Origin of the sequence: Vallitalea okinawensis (assembly GCF_002964605.1) — a bacterium.
In the GTDB taxonomy this organism is placed as follows: domain Bacteria; phylum Bacillota; class Clostridia; order Lachnospirales; family PQDH01; genus Vallitalea_A; species Vallitalea_A okinawensis.
The window spans coordinates 216,706-234,288 of record NZ_PQDH01000007.1 but is presented as its reverse complement, the minus strand read 5'-3'; the positions used below and the strand labels follow the sequence as shown (position 1 = coordinate 234,288).

Annotated in this window: 15 protein-coding genes; 12 read left to right on the top strand and 3 right to left on the bottom strand. The window is 34.2% G+C overall.

The annotated features are described in order from the left end of the window. Positions 1-183 precede the first annotated feature (183 nt). Both C1Y58_RS18480 and C1Y58_RS18475 read right to left on the bottom strand, forming a co-directional pair. Complete coding sequence (locus C1Y58_RS18480) at positions 184-1,815, bottom strand: M4 family metallopeptidase (RefSeq protein WP_105617698.1); 1,632 nt, start codon at positions 1,813-1,815, stop codon at positions 184-186. A gap of 163 nt (positions 1,816-1,978) precedes the next feature. After that, positions 1,979-2,194, bottom strand: coding sequence for a hypothetical protein (locus tag C1Y58_RS18475; protein WP_105617696.1), 216 nt, complete (start codon positions 2,192-2,194; stop codon positions 1,979-1,981). Between the two features lie 191 nt (positions 2,195-2,385). On the opposite strand from C1Y58_RS18475, the gene C1Y58_RS18470 reads away from it, so the two are divergent. The 8 genes from C1Y58_RS18470 to C1Y58_RS18435 all read left to right on the top strand — a co-directional run bounded on the left by C1Y58_RS18470 (position 2,386) and on the right by C1Y58_RS18435 (position 10,796). Then, complete coding sequence (locus tag C1Y58_RS18470; protein ID WP_242985430.1) at positions 2,386-3,939, top strand: multicopper oxidase family protein; 1,554 nt, start codon at positions 2,386-2,388, stop codon at positions 3,937-3,939. A 32-nt stretch (positions 3,940-3,971) separates the two neighbouring features. Then, positions 3,972-5,516 (top strand): multicopper oxidase family protein, encoded by a 1,545-nt coding sequence (locus C1Y58_RS18465; RefSeq protein ID WP_105617693.1) that lies wholly within the window; start codon positions 3,972-3,974, stop codon positions 5,514-5,516. Positions 5,517-5,594: 78 nt separating this feature from the next. Continuing rightward, a complete protein-coding gene (locus C1Y58_RS18460; RefSeq protein WP_105617691.1) occupies positions 5,595-6,395 on the top strand; it encodes an SDR family NAD(P)-dependent oxidoreductase in 801 nt (266 codons plus the stop codon). Positions 6,396-6,492: 97 nt separating this feature from the next. Then, positions 6,493-7,170, top strand: a complete 678-nt coding sequence (locus C1Y58_RS18455) for a Crp/Fnr family transcriptional regulator (RefSeq protein WP_105617690.1) — start codon at positions 6,493-6,495, stop codon at positions 7,168-7,170. Between the two features lie 108 nt (positions 7,171-7,278). Then, on the top strand, positions 7,279-7,758 hold the full coding sequence (locus C1Y58_RS18450) for a permease (RefSeq protein WP_105617688.1): 480 nt from the start codon (positions 7,279-7,281) through the stop codon (positions 7,756-7,758). After that, positions 7,755-8,456: a permease gene (locus C1Y58_RS18445; RefSeq protein ID WP_105617686.1), complete on the top strand. Its 702-nt coding sequence runs from the start codon at positions 7,755-7,757 to the stop codon at positions 8,454-8,456. The genes C1Y58_RS18450 and C1Y58_RS18445 overlap by 4 nt, the downstream gene beginning before the upstream one ends. Before the next feature lie 135 nt (positions 8,457-8,591). Further along, a complete protein-coding gene (locus tag C1Y58_RS18440) occupies positions 8,592-9,407 on the top strand; it encodes a TrmB family transcriptional regulator (protein WP_105617684.1) in 816 nt (271 codons plus the stop codon). Between the two features lie 30 nt (positions 9,408-9,437). Next, positions 9,438-10,796, top strand: a complete 1,359-nt coding sequence (locus C1Y58_RS18435; RefSeq protein ID WP_105617682.1) for an MATE family efflux transporter — start codon at positions 9,438-9,440, stop codon at positions 10,794-10,796. Between the two features lie 276 nt (positions 10,797-11,072). Here the strand turns inward: C1Y58_RS18435 and C1Y58_RS18430 are convergent, their stop codons facing one another. Next, a complete protein-coding gene (locus C1Y58_RS18430) occupies positions 11,073-13,382 on the bottom strand; it encodes a helix-turn-helix domain-containing protein (RefSeq protein WP_105617681.1) in 2,310 nt (769 codons plus the stop codon). 292 nt (positions 13,383-13,674) lie between these two features. On the opposite strand from C1Y58_RS18430, the gene C1Y58_RS18425 reads away from it, so the two are divergent. The 4 genes from C1Y58_RS18425 to C1Y58_RS18410 all read left to right on the top strand — a co-directional run bounded on the left by C1Y58_RS18425 (position 13,675) and on the right by C1Y58_RS18410 (position 17,471). Beyond that, positions 13,675-15,021: an ABC transporter substrate-binding protein gene (locus C1Y58_RS18425; RefSeq protein WP_105617680.1), complete on the top strand. Its 1,347-nt coding sequence runs from the start codon at positions 13,675-13,677 to the stop codon at positions 15,019-15,021. A 62-nt stretch (positions 15,022-15,083) separates the two neighbouring features. Then, on the top strand, positions 15,084-15,974 hold the full coding sequence (locus C1Y58_RS18420) for a carbohydrate ABC transporter permease (RefSeq protein WP_105617678.1): 891 nt from the start codon (positions 15,084-15,086) through the stop codon (positions 15,972-15,974). Between the two features lie 3 nt (positions 15,975-15,977). After that, positions 15,978-16,829 carry a carbohydrate ABC transporter permease gene (locus C1Y58_RS18415; RefSeq protein WP_105617677.1) on the top strand — a complete coding sequence of 284 codons (852 nt, stop codon included), beginning with the start codon at positions 15,978-15,980 and terminating at the stop codon, positions 16,827-16,829. A gap of 219 nt (positions 16,830-17,048) precedes the next feature. After that, positions 17,049-17,471: a VOC family protein gene (locus C1Y58_RS18410; RefSeq protein ID WP_105617675.1), complete on the top strand. Its 423-nt coding sequence runs from the start codon at positions 17,049-17,051 to the stop codon at positions 17,469-17,471. Positions 17,472-17,583 lie beyond the last annotated feature (112 nt).

The following is a 17,583-nucleotide window of genomic DNA, read 5'->3' as shown; positions in this document are numbered from 1 at the left end:
TGCCTACAATTGGAATGCTGATGATTCCAAAGACAGTAGCCTATTTAATTGCAGGTATCATTGCATATCAAGGACTCTTCAAAAAGAATAGTAAGAAACTGAATGAATAAGAGAAATTAAAGGTAGGGCTTATGCAGACCCTACCTTTAATTGCTTCTATTCATTTAATTTCAAAATCCTTAATTAATATACACCAACAGAATCGAATGCATTATTTACTGTTTGTACTTCTTGACTACCAGCACCGTATAATTCAGCAGCAGATTGGGCTAAAGCTGCTCGAGCCTGACTAAATGTAGAAGAAGCAGTTAAGTGCTGTGTGAGAGCACGATAGAATATAGCCCCCATTTTATCCATTCCAATACCGCTAACTACTACGCCATAATGAGAGCCTCCTTCACTAATCAAGTAGGCAGTCTTATTAATGATACCACTGTTCCAATGAACACCACCATTATCTAAAGTACCAATATAGCGATCATCATAGTGATCTGGATCTCCGAACAATGTGGGATCTTCCATTGATCTGAATGCATCTCCAGGTATTGCAGGAGTATATACATCTTCTCCCAATAACCAATCGGGATTGTTATTAGCATAGAATTCAACTGAAGTCCCAAAAACATCTGACATGGCTTCATTTAAAGCACCAGATTCATCTTTATAGATTAGATCAGCTGTATATTCAGTAACAGCATGAGTTAATTCATGAGCTATAACATCTAATGAACCAGAGACTTCAATCAATTCAATTCCATCACCGTCTCCGAATACTATTTGATAGCCATTCCAAAAAGCATTATTATAATCTCTTCCATAATGCACAGTTGCCTTAATCAAAGCGCCGTTATCATCAAAACTGTTTCTGCCAAATGTATTCATATAGTAATCATATGTTATGGCAGTATAGTGTTGAGCATCGACAGCAGCACGATCATAAGTATCATTAAGTATATTATCACCATCAGACCATATGGTTCCAGGAAGTCTGGTCTTACTAGCACCGTCAAAAGTTTGAATACCATCACCACGGGTACGATCAACTAAATAATAAACGGAAGATGATAATAAAGTGTTAATGTCTTTTACATCACCTAAAACTCCTGTACCAGTTCCTAATAGGTCATCTCCTGTAGTGGGGACAGGTGATGGCCTTGGATAATAAATAGAATTATACTTATCAATTATTTCACCAGATACTGCATCGATAAAATAATTCCAATTTCCAGGTTCGGGATATAAGAAGTTTAGATTAACTAGATAAGCATATGTAGCTTCATTTTCACTATAATAGATGACTAAATCCGCATTTGGGTCTTGTTCATATTCAGGTTCAAAACTTAAATCATTCTGAGCGGTTTCTATAGCATCTTTTTTACTTATTTTTTTAGTTAGCTTCAATTTATCCTGCTTATGAAGTTCAGGAATAACTGCTCCAGAAATACTAGTAAGTACTCCATCTTCGTTAATGTGAGCTGTCTGGGTTGAACCATAAATAGGTACATTTTTATACATTTGTTGTAATCTAAAGTAAGTATATCCTAGAGCATCTGTTCCTTTGGAGAGAATGGCAAAAGATTCTTTAGAATTACCTTCACCGTACTTAAACTTTTCTTTATTGTTTGTTAAGTAATTAAAAAGGATATCTTCGGCATTTTCATTTGATGAATTAGTTAATTCCCCAGCTATAAATTCAGGTGTTCCATGTTTTTTACTCCATGTTATTTTTTCGGTATCGGGTTCTGCTAAAACTGTTAAAACAGATGAAAAACTTAGTAGTAAAATTAGTAAGATGGATAGAAACTTAAATTTCATAAAAACACTCCTTCATATTTTTTTAGATTTTTGCTAGATCTTAGCTTGGTGGGAATTACACTACATATATATGTGGTCAAGCCTTTGAATATGCTTATGATTAGAAATTTCAAAATATTTTTTTTCAAAAAAAGATAAGGTTTATACACCTTATCCCGTTATTTTACCATTCATCTTGTACAATCTCTTCCTCTTCATTCATGAATAGTTCATTATAAAGTTGTGTTAGATCTGGATCTGGTACTGTTTCTAAACAGCTTTCTAAATCTTCAAGGCAATTAAAATCATTTTCTTTCAAAAAGTCTATAATAAGTTCATTTTGTTGTTCAGATAAAGGTGTAGTTAATATAGTAGTAATCATTTCATCTGTAGTTTTCATAAGCATTGTCCTTTCAATTAAAATATAAATACAGTATTATATTAGCCTGTCCTTATGTTTTTATTCATTGAATACAATGAGTTTACATATTACCTTAAGCATTGAATGAAAAAAATTTTGAAAAATGTTCACAGACAAGTTGAAGCATAATATGAATATATTAGATGCTTTATATGAAACAGGGGAATAGAATGATGAAGCTAACTAAATATGTTGATCCGCTACCACGATTAGATACTCTTGAACCAATAGGTGAATTAGACGGCGTTCCTTACTACGAAGTACATATGCGCCAAGTAAAGCAAAAGCTCCATAGAGATTTACCTCCTACTACAGTATGGGGATTTGAAGGAAAATTTCCTGGTCCTGTTTTTGATGTAGATAGATATGAACCTATTAAAGTCAAATGGATCAATGACCTTCCAGATAAGCATTTACTACCAGTGGATACAACCATTCATGGTGCGGGACCTAACGAGCCAAGAGTTCGTACAGTGATACATCTTCATGGGGGTGTAGTTGAACCAGAAAGTGACGGCTATCCAGAAGCATGGTATACAAATGGATATAAGGAAGTGGGACCTTTTTTTGAAAGGGAGATTTATGATTATCCCAATATACAAAGAGGTGCGACGTTGTGGTATCATTCCCATGCAATGGGTATAACGAGACTTAATGTCTATGCTGGGTTAGCAGGACCATATATCATACGGAGTCCCCGAGAGGCTTTTCTTAATCTACCTATAGGTTGTTATGAAATGCCATTATTAATTCAAGATAGAAGTTTCAATGATGATGGCTCTCTTTATTACCCTAGTGAACCAGATCCGCCTATTCCTGGTGTTGATCCATCAGTTGTATCCGACTTTTTTGGAGAGAACATTTTGGTTAATGGCAAAGTATGGCCGTACTTAGAAGTAGAACCAAGAAAGTATCGGTTTCGTATAATCAATGGTTCTAATTCACGCTTTTATAGAATGCGGCTTTCTTCTAATCAACCCTTTTATCAAATTGGAACCGATGATGGTTTTCTTAATTCACCAGTAATGACTGAGGAAATTTTACTTGCCCCAGCTGAACGAGCAGATGTGATATTGGATTTCTCAGGACAAATGGGGGAAGAGATAGTTTTAACCAATGATGCACCTTCATCTTTCCCTAATGGTGAACCTGTTGATCAAGATACAACAGGTCAAATTATGCAGTTTAGAGTAACAGTACCACTGAAATGTCCAGATAGGAGCAGGATACCCTATCGTTTGACTAAAATAATACCTTTGCGAGAATCAGAAGCTGATACAATACGTTACCTGACCCTTGTTAGGAATGAAGATCAATATGGGAGAGCTTTTCTTCTCTTAGATGACGAGAGGTGGATGGAGCCAATATCCATAGCACCCAAGCTAGGTGATATCGAGGTCTGGAATCTTATCAATGTTGCTAACTCAACACATCCAATTCATTTGCACCTAGTAAGCTTATTAATATTGGATAGGCAACCTTTTGATGTAGATCATTTTAAGGAAACTGGTGAAATCGTTATGACTGGACCAGCCGTGTTACCAGATTTGAATGAGAGAGGATGGAAAGATACCGTAAGGGCTAATCCAGGAGAAATTACAAGGTTTATTACCCGATTTGTACCCTTTTCAGGCTTATATGTATGGCATTGCCACATATTAGAACATGAGGATCACGAAATGATGCGACCTTATGAAGTATTAATAAACGATACTATGGAGTAATAGCAACAGAGTAGAGTAGGAGGGATAGAGTTATGAAGCTGGCTAAATACGTTGATGATCTGCCTCGATTAGATACAATTGAGCCAATAGGTGAAATGGAAGGTATTCCTTATTATGAAGTACGTATGCAACAAATAGAACAAAAACTTCATAGGGATTTACCGCCTACTACTGTATGGGGATTTGAGGGGAAGTATCCTGGACCAATCTTTGATGTAAAGAGATATAAACCTATAAAAGTAAAGTGGATGAACGAACTTCCAAAGAAACACTTATTACCAGTGGATACAACCATACATGGTGCTGAAGCTGATAAGCCAAGGGTACGAACAGTTATACATTTACATGGAGGTGTTGTAAGACCAGAAAGTGATGGTTATCCTGAAGCATGGTTTACTAATGGGTATGAAGAAGTAGGACCTTATTTTTCAAGGAAGATATATGACTATCCCAATATACAAAGAGGAGCTACGCTATGGTATCATTCACATGCTATGGGGATAACTAGGCTTAATGTGTATGCAGGATTAGCCGGTGTCTATATTATTCGTGACCCTCGTGAAGCTTTTCTCAATTTACCTAGAGGACCTTATGAAATGCCACTATTAATTCAAGATAGAAGTTTTAATGATGATGGTTCCCTCTATTACCCTAGTGAACCCGATCCACCAATACCTGGCGTATACCCTTCTATAGTCAATCATTTTTTTGGCGATAATATCTTGGTTAACGGTAAAGTGTGGCCCTATTTAGAAGTAGAACCTAGAAAATATCGATTCCGTATGGTTAATGGATCTAATTCAAGATTCTATAACATGAAATTATCTACCAAACAGCTTTTTTATCAGATTGGTACAGATGATGGTTTTCTAGATTCGCCAGTAATGACTGAAGAAATTTTACTTGGACCAGGAGAACGGGCAGATGTTATATTGGATTTCTCACAGTATTGGGGTGAAGAAATTATCCTTACCAATGATGCACCTGCCACATTTCCTAATGGTGCACCGGTAGATAAGGAAACAACGGGTCAAATCATGCAATTCAAAGTAACATTACCAATTGAATGTCCAGATGAGAGTGTGATACCTTATCGCTTGACAAAAATCATTCCATTGTTAGAATCGCAAGCTAATGTCATTCGTTACCTTACTCTCGTTAGTAATAAAGATCAATATGGTCGTTCCTTTCTTCTCTTGGATAATGAGCAATGGTCCGCACCGATATCTATAGAGCCAAAGTTAGGAGATATTGAAGTATGGAATCTGATCAATATCGCAAATTCAACCCATCCCATACACTTACATTTAGTCAGCTTCCTTATATTGGATAGGCAACCTTTTGATCTTGATTATTATAAAGAAACAGGGGAAATTGTTACAACTGGACCTATCCGATTACCTGATTTAAATGAACGAGGATGGAAGGATACTGTAAAAGCTAATCCAGGAGAAATTACAAGATTTATTACCCGGTTCATTCCCTTTACAGGTCGTTATGTATGGCATTGCCATATATTAGAACATGAGGATCACGAAATGATGCGCCCTTATATAGTCATGGATCCCTTCAATTAGAGAGTGAAATATCTTTAACCTGGGAATAATTAATTAAAGATAGCTGATTTAAATAAAATACTCAGGATGGAGATTGAGATGAAAAAGCATGTGTTAATAACGGGTTCGGGTACTGGCCTTGGGAGAGAGGCAGCGATTGCATTAGCGCATAGAGGTCATCATGTTTATGCAACAACGCAGTATAAAAGAGAAGCTAAGCTTCTTAATAAAATAGCTTTAATAGAAAAAATACCTCTCAAAGCCTTCAAATTAGACATACGTAATAAAAGCCATAGGCAGTTGGTTCATCAGTATAAAATAGATACTTTGATAAATAATGCTGCCATTGGTGAGAGTGGTTCAGTAGCAGAAGTACCGTTAAAGAAATATCGTTCTACCTTTGAAACGAATGTATTCTCAAATATAGCTATAACTCAAGAAGTGCTCAAAGATATGGTGAAGAGAAAAGAAGGAAGAGTAATCTTTATAACTTCTTTAGCGGGTCGTATGTCGATACCTTTTTTATCACCTTATGCTGCAACAAAGTATGCATTAGAAGCAATAGCTGGTTCATTGCAGGCTGAAATGAAGAGGCTTAGTAAAAAGGGCATTTACATTACAGTATCTATTATTGAGCCAGGATTATACGCTACAGGCTTTAACCAACATATGTTAAGAACTAAATATAAATGGATGAATAAACAATCATACTTCTATTCTGATATCAAGAGAATGAAGAATAAAGATAACCGATTCTTACGCTTATTTGAAGTGGGAAGATATAATTCGATCATAGAGAAGTATATAGAAGCCGTAGAAGCCAATAATCCTAAGTTGAGATATAGCGAACCAAAAGTCCAAGCGTCTTTTATACAGATATTAAGAATGTTAGGAAAATAATAAGGACAATGGATTAATCTCTCAGTTGCAATAAGCTTACTAAATCATTAAATTGTGATATAATGATTTAAAAGAATTCTGAAATGGGGGAAGGTACTTGGAAAGGATTTATAAGCAGTTGCAAGATAGTGCATTGTTTGAGGGATTTAAAGTCAATGAAATAGAGAGTTTACTTAAAGAGCATCACTATATATCCAAGAAGTTTTCAAAGGATCAAGTTGTAGCCATAGAGGGGGATGCAATCAAAACACTAGGAATCATATTATCTGGAGAAGTAGCTGTTAAGAAAGTGTATGAAACCGGAAAAACCCTTCAGGTGAGATCTTTAAAAAAAGGGGATCTTATTGGAAACCCAACAGTATTTGCGGATTGTAACTATTACCCAAGTACCATCATCTGTAAAACAGTAACGGAAATATTATTTGTATCACAGAAAGATATAGGGGATATGTGCATGGCACATCGGGGTTTCTTTGAAAATTTCGTTAAGATTCTATCCAATCAGGTAATCTATCTCAGTGAGAAAGTTAAGTTTATATCCTTTGGAACAATCCGAAAAAAAATTACACATTATTTGCTAACGGAATATAAACGCCAAAATGATAAGATGGTAAAAGTTGCAGTTAGGACTAAGATGGCTGAAATGTTTGGCGTTTCTAGACCAGCACTATCCAATGAATTAATTCGAATGAAGGCTGATGGGCTTATTGAATATAACAAAGATTATATTAAGATTTTGGATGTAGATAAAATTGAATTAGAATTAGAAAAATAATGAAGTCGTAATAACTATTACGGCTTTTACTTATGGAATTATTTAAGATAAATATAACAACTATTAATGAATTTTTTATAATCATTAACGATTAGAAAGGAGAAGATCATGACAACAATTATTTTGCTTATTGCTACAGTCGTTGTTTTAGTGGTGTCACTACATAAAGATAAAGCAAAAACGCTAAATTCTATTAAGAAAGCAAAAGGAATGATGTCAAGTATGCTATCTGATATCATCGGTATACTCTTGTTGATCGGCTTAATATTGGCTATTATTCCTCCAGAGAGGATAGAGAGTTTATTAGGCACTGAGAGTAGTTTTTTTGCAACACTGGGTGCGGCAATCGTTGGTACCATTACCTTGATACCTGCATTTGTAGCCTTTCCACTAATTGGATCATTAAAAGCCAATGGCGCTGGACTTGTTACCTTGACTGCATTCCTGACCACTCTGACAATGGTTGGATTCGTAACATTTCCTCTGGAGAGTTCAACTTTTGGTAAGAGTTTTGCTATTAAGAGAAATGTTCTAAGCTTTTTATTCGCTATAGTTATTGCATTAGCTGTGGGGGTGGTCTTATCATGATGAAATTAGTAAAACGTCATAAGATTTTATTGTTCTCATGTGTTGGGTATCTTATTGTTTTTTTGTATGATTATGAATTAGCTCTTAAAGGGTTAAGTGAAAGTAAGTACTATTTCATTGAAATGGTAAAGATTATGCCGGCTATTTTTATACTAACAGCGATGATTCAAACTTGGGTTCCAACAAAAGTGATTATGGATAAATTAGGGGATCAATCAGGCTTTAAAGGTAAGCTTCTTTCCTTCGCTATTGGTTCACTATCAGCAGGGCCCATATATGCCGCATTTCCAGTATGTAAGACGCTTTTAAATAAAGGAGCAAGTATTCAAAATATCGTCATTATTCTAAGCTCGTGGGCTGTTGTCAAAGTTCCAATGTTGATTAATGAGGCCAAATTTATGGGAATGCAATACATGGTGGTAAGATGGATTCTAACCATTATATCTATCTTTATTATGGCTTTTATTATGAAAATCGTCGTAAAAAGTATTGATGTAGAGCAGAGTAAAAATAAAGATGGTCAGTTAATAATTGATGAGAAATTATGTGTGGGATGTGGTTTGTGTTCTAGAGAATATCCAAATCTATATGAAATGAAGAATGGGAAAGCAGTAATAAAGATTGATAATTTAAGTAAAGTAAATCCAGTAGAAATTCAATCATCGAAAGAAAAATGTCCAATGGGTGCCATAGATTAAGGGATGAAAAGCGAAGAGAAATCTTCGCTTTTTTACTTAGGATGAAAAACCTTGACAATAGGAAAATTATATTATAAGATAATAACAAGAAGTAGTAGTACATCGTGTACTACTAATGAATGGGGTTGAAAGTTCATGGAGAAAATTTTATCGATGTTAGAGAAATTAAACTTTACAAAAACTGAAGCAGAGGTATATGTGACTTTATTGACATATCCTAACCAATCGGGCTATCAGATTGCTAAAAAAATAAAATTATCTAGATCTTCAATATATGCTGCTTTAGATAATCTATATAAAAGGGGTATTGTATCTTTAGTACCTGGTGATGTCAGTATTTATAAAGCTCAAAATCCTGAAGTTTTAATCGATAATATGAAAAAAGATTTTATACAATCTGCAGATATATTAAAAGATGAACTATCAAAGGTTAATCAAAAAGATACTGAAGAGCGTTACTTGAATATAGAAGGGTATGACAATATAATTTTAAAGGTTAAAGAGCTATTATTAATGGCAGAAGAAGAAGTTTATATGAATACAGACTTTAACCTCCAACTGTTTTCTAAGGAATTGAGAGAGTTAAAGAAAAGAGGGGTTAGGATTATTGTTTTCTCTTTTTCAAAATTCGATACAGAAGATATACCGGTAGAATTCTATTCACACGGTATAGAGGTAGCAAGTTGTGGGGCTGATACGAGAATGATGCTTGTAGTTGATTATAAAAAAACTCTTATTGCTAACGGTGAAAATCATCAACAATTTTTAGGTACTTTTACAGATAATAAGCTATTAGCTTCTATTGTTGCAGAACATATTCACCATGATATTTATCTCCTAAAGTTAAATAAGATATATGGAAAAGAGGTAGTTGATCAATCAGTGTTACTGAACACTCTCTTAGAACAAGAGAATTGTCATAATGAAATTATAAAGAATAAACTTGAATGATAAGTTTGCTAGGGGGATGGTGAAGATGACATGAGAATTCTAAAGGATAAAAATTATATTCGAACAATTTTAAATATCGCTATACCTATTTCTTTACAGAGTTTGATTCAGGCTTCATTAAATATGATAGATCAGTTTATGATTGGGCAGCTTGGGGAAACATCCATAGCGGCAGTTGGGTTAGGATCTAAATTTTCCTTCATATTATTTTTATCACTTGGAGGGATCACATCTGCAGCCTCCATCTTTACAGCTCAATTTTGGGGGAAGCAGAGTACAAAACATATCGGGCAAATAATAGGTAGCACATTATTGCTTGGTACGCTTATAACGACCCTATTTACCTTACTATCATTAATAGCCCCCCAAACTATCATGGGAATTTTTTCTCAAGATCAATATGTTATTGTACAGGGCAGTTCTTATATGAAGATCATTTCAATAGGGTTTTTTCCCATGTTTCTTGTTATGACCTATTCATCTGTTTTAAGAAGCACAGAGAATGCTAGGCTCCCAATGTACATAGGGTTATTGTCTGTGCTTCTCAATACAGCATTAAATTATATATTGATATTTGGAAGATTTGGATTACCGCAATTAGGAGTACGAGGAGCTGCTTTAGCAACCACTATTAGTCGCGTAATAGAATGTACAGTGTTGATTACCATAATGTATATTAGAAAATATCCTTGTGCTGTTCCAGTAAGAGAAATGTGTATCAGTTCTAAGGATCTTATAAAAAGTTTTTTAGTGACGACTTGTCCCCTATTACTTAATGAGGGAATATGGGCTGTAGGTGATTCCATGTTCTCGGTGATTTATGGAAGAATGGGAACCAATGAGGTGGCAGCCATGACAATTACATATCCTATTCAATCACTTTGTATTGCTTTTTTCGTAGGGCTAGGTAGTGCAACTGGAATTATACTAGGCAAAGAATTAGGAGCCAATAGAAATGATATAGCATTTGAATATTCAAAGAAATTTATACGTATAGGTATAATGGGTTCTTTAATAGTAGGACTTTTGATCATGTTGTTTTCTAGTCTTTATGTGAATGCATTTAATGTATCACAGGAGGTTAAAGAACATGGGATCAAAATACTAATCATATTCGGTATTATTTTATTTGTTAAAGTATCTAATATGATTGTTAGCGGTGGTATCCTAAGAAGTGGAGGAAGAACTAAATTAACTCTTTATCTTGAATTACTTGGTATATGGGGCATAGGTGTACCGTTAGGGTTCATTGCCGCCTTTGTATTTAAACTCCCCATTCACATTGTATATTTAGTAATTGCTATTGAGGAAATAGTTAGGTTACTCATTGGATTAAAACTCACCTATTCGAAAAAATGGATGAAAAATTTAGTTAATAACGTTATCTAACTTAATATTTGAAAATAGATGCTGGTTACAACAATTTTCATTTACTTTATGTAGCTAATGAAATTGTTGATTCCTACCCTAAATAAGCGAAGAATACTCTTCGCTTTTTTTTATTAGGAAATAAACATGTAATTTGTAACACAAAGTATAATGAAGAATTATTAGAAGCACTACGCCATAAGGAAGATGAGTATGAAATGATTAAGTAAGGAACCATACTTTCCTGCACATACCTGAAACATGACGTAAGTCACAGTAGAACAATGTGAAGTTGGATCAGTCACTTTGAAGTGAATGTGTAAAGTTTTTTCTAAATTCCCCCGGTGTCATATCCTCAAATTTCTTGAAGTACCTTGAATAACTCTGATCTGTGTTGTAGCCCACAGCTAAAGCTATATCTTTCACTTTTAACTGAGTACCCACCAACATGTCTTTTGAAGCTTGTATACGTAAGTGATTTATATAATGAATGACGCTATTTCCAGTTTCCTCTTTGATAAGCTTGCGAATATAGGAATAACTAATACCAATATCATCCGCTATTTTGTTTATATCTAGGCTAGGGTCAGTATAATGATCATCAATATAGCGAAGTACACGTTGGATGTAGTTATTTTCTGAGGCAAGCTTATTTCGGTAGTCAATAATCCTATGACAAAGGGTAAATAACTCGCTTTGGATTTCTCCTAGTGTTTCCTTTTCCAGTACTGTATGATAGATGGACGAATGATCATAAGAAATTTGAGCCATAGTTAAGTTGCTCTTATATAGGAAATCCATTATTGAACTAATAAGAGGATATAGGTAATTAAAAACATTTTCATTATTAATATTTTTCATAGTCTTTAAGTCAATAAAGTATTGATTTAACAGAACTTTTACTTCCTCCAAATCGTTCTTACCTAAAAGAGATACGATATTAGGTAATGGTAGCTCAATAGGCTCATCACTTTCATGGGGGATTTTATTATAGGGTATGATACTCTTATAACCGTAGGTCATACGATACTTTAATGCTTCTAGAGCTTCTAAGAAGGAGTAGCGAATTTCATTAATGTTATTATAAGCATTCCCCATACTTATACTAATTGAGAAAGTATCTAATCGGCTTGTTTTTTCTATGAGTTTTTCCCCTATCATATTAATAATGGTCGAAATATCAGATTTTTGCTGTGGATTAATGAGTGTCACAACTGCAATTTTATCATTTTCTAACAGAACTCCGATACCTTTACCATATTGGTTGATATGTTCAACTGCTAAATGTAAAAGGATGGTTTTAAAAGAATACTGATCTTTATAGCTGTATTTTTCAGCAAACTGTTTGTATTGATCAATGGATAGTAGAATACAACAATATAACCATGGTTCTTGAAAAAGAGTATTGGATTCTTCATCTACCTTACCACGTAAAAGTTCAAGTATTTGTGACTTTTCTATATTATTTTGATTTTCCTTTAGTAATTCTGTTATCTTTTGATCTTCCTCAATCAGTTGATCCACTGCTTTGTAAATAAAGTTGAGTTCATTTTGATTGGTGAGTGAAGTACCAATTTGTTTGTTATTGAGTTGCTTCATGATTCTTTCAACTGGATTGTAAAAGTTCTGTGTTCTCCTTATGGAGTAGAGAATACCAGTCAAAAGTATGAAACTAGTGAGAAATATTAAGATGAACTTAGCTTTATTAAGAAGATTATACAGGTTATCAATAGAGGCTAGCTTAATATACGTAAAATGTGTCGTTAATGAATTCTGGTACATCATCAAATAGTTTTCTTTATCCAGAGTAAGTTCTGTATACCCAAGATTATTTTTAGACATAATGACTTCATCAAATTCTTTTGACTGACTAACTTGAAGGAGTAATTCTTCATCTGCAATAGATGTGATAATATCTCCCTTTGTATCAACAATCACATAGTTTTCATCATAAACAGATTGTAAAGCATCAATGGCATCCTTATAGATATTAAGGATGATAGCTCCATCCTTCCCTCCATCTGAGTAAGTGGTAATTGGATAGATCATCGTTATAACATCATAATTAGCCTTACTATCAAGTAGAAATGGCATAGCCAAATCTTGATCGTAAGGTTTTCGCTGAGGAAGGATTGTAAATACATGATTAGCTTCATAAGTCGATATCCAAGAGGTATCATAAAAGTTATGCTCATATGTACTGATCTCATCAGAGGTTAACAAATGACCAGTTTGATAATTATAGATATAGATTGAATGGATTATATCATCTTGTGAAGCTACCTTATCTGAAATCGAAGACATAACATCAATCTGCTTCTTTAAATAATGACTACTAGAAGAATCACCAGCATTCTGTAATCTAAAAAGCTCTTGGACATTTTGGTCCAAAACAATAAACAATGCATTTCTCTTAGTAGATTCAATAGCTTGCTCAAAATCATTTTGAAGTAAAAGTAATTGATGCTTATTAGATTCATGTATGATATCTTTAAAATATTGTGCTATGCTTATTTGAAAGAAAAGAATATAGATTATGATTGGAATTGTTAAAAATATAAGAAAGTTCATAAGTAGTTGTCTATAAAGTTTACCAGTTGCTTTCATCAATCCACCCCCATAGTGATTACAACACCCAATCTTATTATATGAGACAAGTAGTCAATGTTTAACCATCAATATTGCTTTTCAATGTCATATTTAACAAAAATGCAGTGAGTTTTTAAGTATTACTATTATTTTAGCACATTTAAGTAGTAAATTTAATGGTTCTTATTAAATGGTATTGTTTACAATTTATAAAAAAGGATTTAGTATAAGGTCAGCGGTATCGCCAATGAAAAATTCAGAAAGCATCAACAAGTAACTTTTAGTTTTGAAAATTTAAGGAGGGGCAATAATGAGAAAATTAGCAAGATGGTGTAGTATCATACTTATTCTTATTTTAACCTTAACAGCATGCAGTACGACTAATGAAGAAAAACAAGATCAAGAAGTTAAAAAAGAAGTAAAAAATGATGCATCAGAAAAAGATGCTACTGATGATACAGCATCAGGAAAGAGTTTTGCTTCAGAAGGCTATCCTGAAATAAATGAGAAAATAGCTAATATGGGTGACGTTACATTAGAAGTTTGGTTAGCTGCCGATTATTCAGAACAAGCACCACTAACCAATACAATGGATAAATTTAAACAGTCTTATCCTAATGTCAATATCAAAGTGACTGGGATTGTATGGGAAGATATGATGAATAAGACACGATTAGCTGTTAACGGTGGAGCAGCACCTGATATGGCACATCAACATGCCTTTGTTGCAGGGAATCAAGGTTTTGCTGAACCAATTGATGACCTATGGACAGAGTGGGGAGCAGAAGAGGAGTTTTTACCAGGTGCAATGGAAGATGTTACTTGGGGTGGAACTAAATATGGTGTACCATTAGATATCAATACGATTATGCTAATCTATAATAAAGAGATCTATGAACAAGAAGGTATTGTAGAAGCACCTAATACTTTAGAAGAATTATTAGAAGTATCTAAGCAATTATCTAAAGAAGATGGTTCACGTTATGGTTTTGTTAGTTCTGCAAGTTCTTGGAACCTATTTGGAGTGCTTGTAGCTAACGGTGGAGATTTATTAGAGAATGGTCAACCAACATTAAATGATCCTGTAGTTATTAATACTTTGACGGATTATATTCAATTATCCAAAGAAAAAGCATCACCTGTACCACCACCACAAAAAAGACAATCAGATCATCCAGTTGCTATGTTTGGTAGTGAAAGAGCTGTGCAATTCATATCTGGACCTTGGGATTTAGCACGTATTAAGAATGAATATCCTGAGATGTATGATAAAGTAGGGACTGCAGTAGTACCAGGTGTTGGAGCAGGAGCTGTTTCTGGTGGAGGTAGTTTATTTATACCTAAGGGTGCAGCTAATAAAGAGGTTTCATTTGAGTTGATGAAATGGTTTACATCAGATGCATGTGCCATGGCCATGGCTAAAGAGATGGGTAGATATCCAGTGAAAAAAGATCAGATTAATGATCCTTTCTTCAATGACCCACTAATGGTACCTTTTATAGAGACATTAGCTGATGCTAAACCCTATAAATTAGAAGCTTTTGCAGAATCAAATGACGCATGGAGAAATGCAATTCGTGCATCCTTTGATGGTGGCGATCCAGAAGAATTATTGAACAGTGCACAAAAAATCGCTGAGAATGAAATTGGTCAATAGACTTGAACAAAGGGATATCTACTTGGGTAGGTATCCCATTCTAAAAGAAAAGGAGAATATCTATGGAGAGCAGAAGAAAACAGCGTAACGTCATATATAAAGATCATCTAACCTCCTTTTTATTTGTTATGCCTGCGATGACATTTTTAATTACCTTTGCACTTATACCTATTATCTATTTAGTTTATCTAAGTTTCTTTAAATATCAAATCCCTAATCCAGCAGAGTTTGTAGGGTTCAAGAATTACATTAGAGCTTTTAGTGATGGACTTTTTTGGAAAAGTCTTCTAAATACATTAGTCTATACAGTGGGTTCATCAACTATTGGACTTAGTGGTGCATTAGCAATGGCAGTATTTCTTAATAGACAGTTTAAAGGAAAGCGTTTTTATAAAGTTATGTATTTTTTACCCACTGTAACATCTGAGGTTATTACTGCTATGATCTTCTTATGGATATTTGATGGGCAGTTAGGTATTTTAAATTATTTCTTACGTGTTATGGGAAATACTGATCCACCGCAATGGCTTTTAACAACTCCATGGGCTATGGGGGTTGTTATGCTTGTAGGGGCTTGGCGTGGTATATCCTACAATACACCAATTTATTTAGCAGCATTGGAAGGCATTCCAAAGAGTTTATATGAAGCTGCAGATATAGATGGTGCTAATGGCTGGCAGAAGTTTTGGAATGTCAGCTTACCGGGTATTATTCATACTTTAGTATATACCATCGTTATGGCAGTGATTGGATCATTCCAAGTTGTAGCAATCGTAGACGTATTAACAAATGGTGGTCCTTTGGATTCAACACTTGTATCCATCAAGTATATCTGGAGACAAGCATTTGAATATAATAACGTTGGTTATGGGGCAACTTTATCCCTTCTCATTGTTCCATTCTTATTAGTATTCACAATTATGCAGCTTAAAATTTCTAAGAGGAGGGCGTAAGAGATGTGTGAGAAAAGTAAGCGTTTAAAACTCATTGGTATCTATGTACTTGCAACACTTATTTTGATTGTATATTTAGGACCTTACTTATGGATGTTTATGACGTCTATAAAGACTCAAGCTGATGTCATGATGTGGCCTCCTAAAATCATACCAGATCAACTCTATTTGAAAAATTATATTGATGTATTTAGCACTAATCTACCAAGAGCATTTTTGAATAGTTTAATTGTTGCCACAACATCAGTGATCATTAATATTACACTATCTTCTCTGGCTGGGTATGGCTTTGCTAGATTGAAGTTCTATGGGAAAGATACTTTATTTATGTTAGCATTGGCAACTATGATGGTCCCACCTGGATTATTGGTAGTACCCTTGTTCACAATGATGAAAAACATGCCTTTTGGTGGGGCAAATGGTTGGTTGGATACATACTTAGGACTTATCATTCCTTTTGCAGTAACTGGATTTGGCGTATTCATGATGCGGCAGTTCTTCCTAACCATACCAATGGATTTAGACGAAGCAGCCAAAATCGATGGCGCTAATAAGTTCATTATCTACTCAAGAATTATTATGCCTTTAGCTAAACCGGCTGTATCATTAGTTGCCATTTTTTCTTTTTTAACACAATGGAATAATTACTTATGGCCATTAACAGTAGCCCGTTCACAAGAAATGTATACTATTCAAGTAGCATTAAAGGCTTTTCAAGGGCAATATAATATTAACTGGCCGATGATTATGACAGGTGCATCTGTTGCTGTTCTGCCGACCCTATTGATTTATTTTACTTTACAAAAGTATTTCGAAAAGGGTTTGGCAGGTGTCGGAACAGGTGTTAAAGAGTAAGAAATCACCCTCATTAGGGTGATTTTTTAGTACCTAAATTCCATTTAAATCTATTATGTGGTATAATTTTACTCAAATAGATGAAATGAGTGATTGAATTTGAGAGGACGCACTAGGGTCAGAACCAAATAGTATTATTACTTATAAGATAAAGATTGATGATCGTACATTAAAAGTTATTGATGTAAAGTATGAATAACCAGAAGGAGGAGTATTAAAATGATTCAATCAATAGTTCATATAGCTTTAGTGGTTAGAGACTATGATGAGGCAATAGAATTTTATACCAAAAAATTAAATTTTACATTAGTTGAGGATACCTATCAACCTGAACAAGATAAGCGATGGGTAGTTGTTTCGCCACCAGGTTCAATTGGGACAACTATATTACTTGCTAGAGCATCAAAACCAGAACAAGAGCCCTTTGTTGGTAATCAATCTGGAGGTAGAGTTTTTTTATTCTTAAACACTGATGATTTCTGGAGAGATTATAATGAAATGATTGAAAGAGGAATTGAATTTGTGAGAGAACCTAAAGAGGCACCATATGGTATGGTAGCTGTATTTAAAGATCTTTATGGTAACCTGTGGGATTTGCTTCAGTTGAATGAAGATCATCCTATTGCAAAACGTATGAAATAAAGCATTCAAGGATATAACTCAATCATATAAAGGGGTACATGTTATGAATAAGAAAATAGAGTAAGGTTAGTCTATTAGCACTTTAACTATAGAATGGGATTTTAGATGAATA

Coding starts and splice junctions, on each gene's coding strand:
- C1Y58_RS18440 (WP_105617684.1), top strand. CDS start 8,592: ATGGAGAAAATTTTATCGATGTTAGAGAAATTAAACTTTACAAAAACT.
- C1Y58_RS18415 (WP_105617677.1), top strand. CDS start 15,978: ATGTGTGAGAAAAGTAAGCGTTTAAAACTCATTGGTATCTATGTACTT.
- C1Y58_RS18480 (WP_105617698.1), bottom strand. CDS start 1,815: ATGAAATTTAAGTTTCTATCCATCTTACTAATTTTACTACTAAGTTTT.
- C1Y58_RS18430 (WP_105617681.1), bottom strand. CDS start 13,382: ATGAAAGCAACTGGTAAACTTTATAGACAACTACTTATGAACTTTCTT.
- C1Y58_RS18435 (WP_105617682.1), top strand. CDS start 9,438: ATGAGAATTCTAAAGGATAAAAATTATATTCGAACAATTTTAAATATC.
- C1Y58_RS18420 (WP_105617678.1), top strand. CDS start 15,084: ATGGAGAGCAGAAGAAAACAGCGTAACGTCATATATAAAGATCATCTA.
- C1Y58_RS18460 (WP_105617691.1), top strand. CDS start 5,595: ATGAAAAAGCATGTGTTAATAACGGGTTCGGGTACTGGCCTTGGGAGA.
- C1Y58_RS18410 (WP_105617675.1), top strand. CDS start 17,049: ATGATTCAATCAATAGTTCATATAGCTTTAGTGGTTAGAGACTATGAT.
- C1Y58_RS18445 (WP_105617686.1), top strand. CDS start 7,755: ATGATGAAATTAGTAAAACGTCATAAGATTTTATTGTTCTCATGTGTT.
- C1Y58_RS18470 (WP_242985430.1), top strand. CDS start 2,386: ATGATGAAGCTAACTAAATATGTTGATCCGCTACCACGATTAGATACT.
- C1Y58_RS18450 (WP_105617688.1), top strand. CDS start 7,279: ATGACAACAATTATTTTGCTTATTGCTACAGTCGTTGTTTTAGTGGTG.
- C1Y58_RS18465 (WP_105617693.1), top strand. CDS start 3,972: ATGAAGCTGGCTAAATACGTTGATGATCTGCCTCGATTAGATACAATT.
- C1Y58_RS18475 (WP_105617696.1), bottom strand. CDS start 2,194: ATGAAAACTACAGATGAAATGATTACTACTATATTAACTACACCTTTA.
- C1Y58_RS18425 (WP_105617680.1), top strand. CDS start 13,675: ATGAGAAAATTAGCAAGATGGTGTAGTATCATACTTATTCTTATTTTA.